A 5,688-nucleotide genomic window follows, 5' to 3' on the forward strand; every position below is an offset into this window, starting at 1 on the left:
AGAGCGGCGATTTTTCCTTCGGGCAAATTTGCAAATGCGGCATATTGGATAGAGGATTCGATGTTCACTTCTTCCGATTATTATATGCAATCACTCTCGGATTGGGTGAAGAAATTTAACGCAAAGAAAAATATTGATTCCTATTTTGGGACGAGTTGGAATAAACTTCTCGCAGAAAAGGAATACAACACACTCTGCGATAGTGATGATGCGAAGTACGAGAGCGATGAAGATGGCTTGGGATTAATGTTTCCGCACGTGATTCAGGGAAAAGAAAAAACTCCGAAAACGAAATCGTATTATGAAGCATTTTATACTTCCCCGTTTTGCAATGATGTTCTGCTGCAATTTGCAAAAGAAACGATAGAGAATGAGCAACTTGGTTCACGTAACGTAACAGATATGTTGTGCGTTAGTTTTTCTGCAAACGATTATGTTGGTCATAATTACGGACCGCATAGTCAAGAAGTAATGGATATAACAATTCGCACGGATAGATTGTTGGAAGATTTTTTTTCATATCTCGATAAACGAATTGGGTTAAAGAATTGTCTTATTACACTCACTGCAGACCACGGTATTGCACCGATTCCCGATTATGTGAAAACCCGTTTCCCTAACGCTGATGTTGGAAAAATAACTCCGAAAGAAATTCGGTTTTTCACTGAACGATTTCTCAATAATACTTTCGGAACATTTTCAGATACAACACACTGGATTGATTTCGTTATTCATCATAACATTTATATTTCCGAGAAAGCGTGCAGAATGAAAAATATTTCCATCGAACAAGCGGCAAACATTATTCAAGATTCGTTATTGCAAATGACAGAAATCGGTGACGTGTTTCGAAGTGATGAATTGAAAAACGGTTCACGACAAACTCCGTTTTATACGAAACTGAAAAATAGTTTTTATGAAAAAAGAAGCGGAGATGTATTTTTTGTGATGAAGCCCTATTATCAGGAAAACAGAGGTTCCAATACGACACACGGTGCGCCGTATCATTACGATGCTCATGTTCCACTCATATTTTTTGGAAAAGGAATTTCAAAAAAAGAATCAAGTGAAGATTGCGCACCGATTGATTTAGCAACAACGCTTTCTTCATTACTGGGAATTGAATTTCCACCGATGAACGAGGGGAGAGTGTTGGAAGTTTCTACAAAAAGGTGAATGGTTGTTTGTTACACGTTAATTGTTATTTGCAACGTGTTTTCCTAATAACTTATAACGATTAACAAATAACTTTCAGAACGCATTAAACTTCTTTCTTCTGTTCCGAATATAATCCACAAAAATAAATTCGCCGAGATTGTTGAGGTGAGAATAATACGCGCGACCTTTGTTTGCCTGAGTAAGTTCTTCGACAAAGTTGATGAGATACGGGTCGTGGGCAATCATAAACGTGCTAATCGCAATTTTTTCTCGTCGGCATTGCATTGCTTCATCAATTGTTTTGTTCACAATGCGCTGGTCAAGTCCAAATGGATTTTTGTAGAGTGTTCCGTTTTCTTCAAACATCGCCGAAGGTTTTCCATCCGTTACCATAAAAATTTGTTTGTTCACGTTTCCTTTTCTTCGCAGCAAATGGCGCGCAAGTTCAAGTCCCGCTTTGGTGTTGGTGTGAAATGGACCGACAGAGATAAACGGAATTTCTGCAAGTGAAACAAGTGCTGCATCATCGCCAAAGACAACACACGCGAGATAATCTTTCGGAAATTTTTGTTGAATGAGTTCTATGAGTGCGAGCGCGACTTGTTTTGCCGGTGTAATTCTATCTTCGCCGTAGAGAATCATCGAATGAGAAATATCGAGCATTAACACGGTTGCGCACGATGTGAGATGTTCCGTTTCGTACACTTCCAAATCGTCTTCACGCAAACGGAAATCGTCAATGCCTTCGCGTTTCAATGCGTTGGACATTGTCGAAGGCAAATCAATATTCTGAGGTGAATCGCCGAACGTATATTTTTTTGTTTCACTGAGTCGCTCGATTCCTTTTCCCGTATAGGGAGTATCGTGAACGCCAATCGTTCCTTTTTTGAGCGAAGAAAAAATTTCTTTCAGTGCATCTCTTCTGATTTGTTGAATTCCTTTTGCTGTCAAAGAAGGAACGCCGTCAATCTCTTGAATGATTCCTTCTTCTTTGAGTCGTTCGATTAGATCTTCGAGCGTCATTCCATCGGAAAAAATCCCATATTCTTCTGCAAGTTGACGAAGCCACTCCAATGCTTTTTCCACATCGCCGCTTGATTGCAACGTAAGATAACTGAACAACGAAACGAGTTGTTTCAATCGTTGTTCATCTGTCTGCGAATCTGGTCGCCATTTGGAATAGGAAAGTTTCATTGCTTATAGAATTCGTCATTCCGAATTTGATTCGGAATCTGTTACAAATCTTAAAATTTCGTTTCTAAAATACTGCATAGAATGAGAAGAAAAAAGAGATTTGAAAGCCAAAAAGTAAAGTAGTAATTTAATCTCCGAAAATTTATTTCTCACAACTTGATAGAAAAAACAATGCAATAATTATGAAAACTAAAGAACTCATTTTAGAAAAAATACGAGCGTTGCCTCAGGAAGCACTGCCTAATCTTACTCATTTGCTCGATAGCAAAAGAGATTTCATTATTTTTAATCTAACGTCCGTGATAAAATTATGTCTGTAAAAAAATAATTCTACTTTCCCGGCTTTATATTCATTTGATGAAATGTAAATGAAAATATGTCTGCCGCTTCTTCTATCTGAACGGATGTTGGTTTCCCAGCACCGTGTCCTGCTTTTGTTTGAACGCGAATCATGACGGGGTTGGTGCCGGTATATTTTTCTTGCAGCGTTGCAATATATTTGAACGAATGGGACGGAACGACGCGGTCATCGTGGTCGGCTGTTGTTACCAGTGTTGCGGGATATTTTTTATCAGAAATATTATGGAGCGGAGAATATTTATAGAGTGCTTGAAATTGTTCGGAATTATCGCTTGAACCATAATCGGAAACCCACGCCCAGCCGATTGTGAATTTGTGAAATCGTAACATATCCATTACTCCGACTGCCGGAAGTGCGACTTTAAATAAATCAGGTCGTTGATTAATCGTTGCGCCGATGAGTAGACCGCCATTCGAGCCGCCTTGAATTGCGAGGTATGAGGAAGATGTATATTTTTCTTTAACTAAATACTCGGCAGCAGAAATAAAATCATCAAATACGTTTTGCTTTTTTAACTTTGTTCCTGCTTGATGCCAATCTTCACCGTATTCCCCTCCGCCGCGTAAGTTTGCCTGTGCATAAATTCCACCGTTTTCTAACCACACGAGCCGCGAAATACTGAACGAAGGAGTAAGAGAGATATTAAATCCTCCATACCCATAAAGAAGAGTCGGATTTTTTCCATCCAGTTTTGTTCCTTTCTTCATTGTAATAAACATTGGTACCGAAGTTCCGTCGTAACTTTTGAAAAAAACTTGTTTCGTTTCGTAATTATCAAAAGAGAAATCAATTTCAGGTGAACGAAAGAGTGTTGATTGTTTTGCTGAGATATCGTATTTAAAAATCGTACTGGGATATACAAACGATGTGACGGAATAAAATACGAACGTATCTTCCTTTTTTCCGCCAAAACCACCTACCGTGCAAAGCGTCGGTAGGTGTATTTCATTCTCTAATTTTCCTTGGTAATCGTATTGGTACACCCGATTACTCGCATCCTGCATATATACTGCAAACATTTTCTCTCCGGCGGTTTGCACAAAACTTAATACCTCTTTTCGTTCAGGAATAATTTCTTTCCAATTTTTTTCTTCAGGATTTGCCGGGTCAATAAGGACAACTTTTTGATTTGGTGCATTCTTATTTGTCAGACATAAAAGTTTATCGTCTATGTTGTCAATAATATTTACATCATCATCAAATGTAACAACAATCGGTTTCCATTCGGTCTCGCCTTTTTTTTCATCACGAACAGAGAGCGCGTTTCCGTTTGAACCTTTTTGAAATGCTGAAAGAATAAGAAATCGTTCATCTTCTGTAATGGAAATCCCGAAATTACGAAATGCATTTTCTTTATCTTCATACATCAGTTTATCGTCTGTTTGAGATGTTCCGAGTTTATGATAATATACTTTATGGTATTCATTTTTTGCAGAATATGTTGTTCCTTCAATTTTCGGCGGGTCATACGCGCTGTAATAAAATCCGTCATTGTGCCACGTAATTCCCGTGAACTTTGCCCAATTAATTGAATCACTCAATTTCTTTTTACTCTCAACATCCAGCACAAAAATTTCTCTCCAATCCGAACCGCTGCGCGAAATAGAATACGCAAGATATTTTCCATCGTTTGTAAACGATTGCCCACTTAACGCAATAGTTCCGTCAGCTGAAAATTTATTCGGGTCGAGAAGAACTTCCGGTTGCGCATCTAAATTTTTTTGAACATAGACTACGCTCTGATTTTGAAGCCCATCATTTTTAGAATAGAACCATTGTTTTCCTTCTTTGTAAGGAATACCGTATTTCGGATAATTCCAGATTTTGGTCAATCGTTCTTTCAGTTGTGTACGAAATGGAATTTTTTCCAGATAGGAAAACGTAACTTTATTTTCTTCGGCTACCCATTCTGCCACTTCTTTGGAATCTAAATCTTCCATCCAACGATAAGGGTCCGAAACTGTCGTTCCGAAATATGAATCAACATGTTCAATTTTTTTTGGTTGCGGATATTTGTACGGTTGAGAATGAGAAAAGGAAATGAATAAAATTGAGAATAAGCAGGAAAGGATGAGAAGTTTCATAAGTTTTTCAGTTAAGTGGAAAAAAAATCGGGGCAATATAAACGGAAAGTGGGTTCATTTCCAATTTTTTTACTAAGGAGTAACAAAGGGAATTTGGGTTAGAATGTTCCGAGGTGTAAAGCTTCAATTTTGAATTTAGGAGTGAGCAAAATTCGATATCAAATAAGTATGAATTTCGTTATTCTCTAACTGTTGCAGTTAATTATTCAAAACAAAACCTAATCTTCCTCTCTTCCCGGAACAAAAATACTCGAAATCATATCTTTGTAAGAAATTTTATTCTCCATTTCATCGCGGGCAATTTTGGAAAATTGATGAAGTCCATCGAGAACAAATTCCATCGTTGAAGCAAGCACTTCCGTATCGCGCTCATTCACTTTCATAAATTTCTTTGCAACGTCTTTTAGTGTTGGAACTTGTTCGAGTGAGACAAAAAAATCTTCTCCGTTCATTTCATCGGAAAGTTCAAGACGATTTCCGGTTTCAAACCAATGCACAATCGTATCAAATTCCGTTTTGCGCGATGAGGAACGAGTTTCGCTGCGTTGGTCCAATCCGTGTTCAGTTTTTCTTGCAGTCGGGTCGGGAAAATAAAATTTAAAAACTTCGCGCACTGCTTTTCCCACCATCGCTTTACTCACTTTCGTACTTCCTTCTTGTTCGCCTTCAAACACGAGTTCCATTTTTCCCGTCATCGAAGGAAGCACACGCTGCAAATCGCAAATACGCGGAACAATTTTCGTTTCGTTATTTAAAATTGCACGTCGTTCTGCATTCGAAATTAAATTTTCCATCGCTGAAATTGTGAGCCGCGCACTCACACCGGATTTTTGGTCAACGTATTCACTCTTGCGTGCTTCAAACGCAATGGATTCGATAATTTCCTTGAAG

The 5,688-nt window shown here is 38.2% G+C and carries 3 protein-coding genes; 1 reads left to right on the forward strand and 2 read right to left on the reverse strand.

Annotated features, from left to right (window positions below):
• Window positions 1-1,176: hypothetical protein (locus FJ218_10595; protein ID MBM4167348.1), on the forward strand; the 1,176-nt coding region annotated here is incomplete at its 5' end.
• A 75-nt stretch (window positions 1,177-1,251) separates the two neighbouring features.
• Here the strand turns inward: FJ218_10595 and FJ218_10600 are convergent.
• Entirely contained in the window at window positions 1,252-2,352 is a 1,101-nt protein-coding gene (locus tag FJ218_10600) for a hypothetical protein (GenBank protein ID MBM4167349.1), read from the reverse strand.
• A gap of 330 nt (window positions 2,353-2,682) precedes the next feature.
• A complete protein-coding gene (locus tag FJ218_10605) occupies window positions 2,683-4,797 on the reverse strand; it encodes a S9 family peptidase (GenBank protein MBM4167350.1) in 2,115 nt (704 codons plus the stop codon).
• Window positions 4,798-5,688 lie beyond the last annotated feature (891 nt).

Source organism: Ignavibacteria bacterium, assembly GCA_016873775.1.
Lineage (GTDB): Bacteria > Bacteroidota > Ignavibacteria > UBA10030 > F1-140-MAGs086 > JAGXRH01.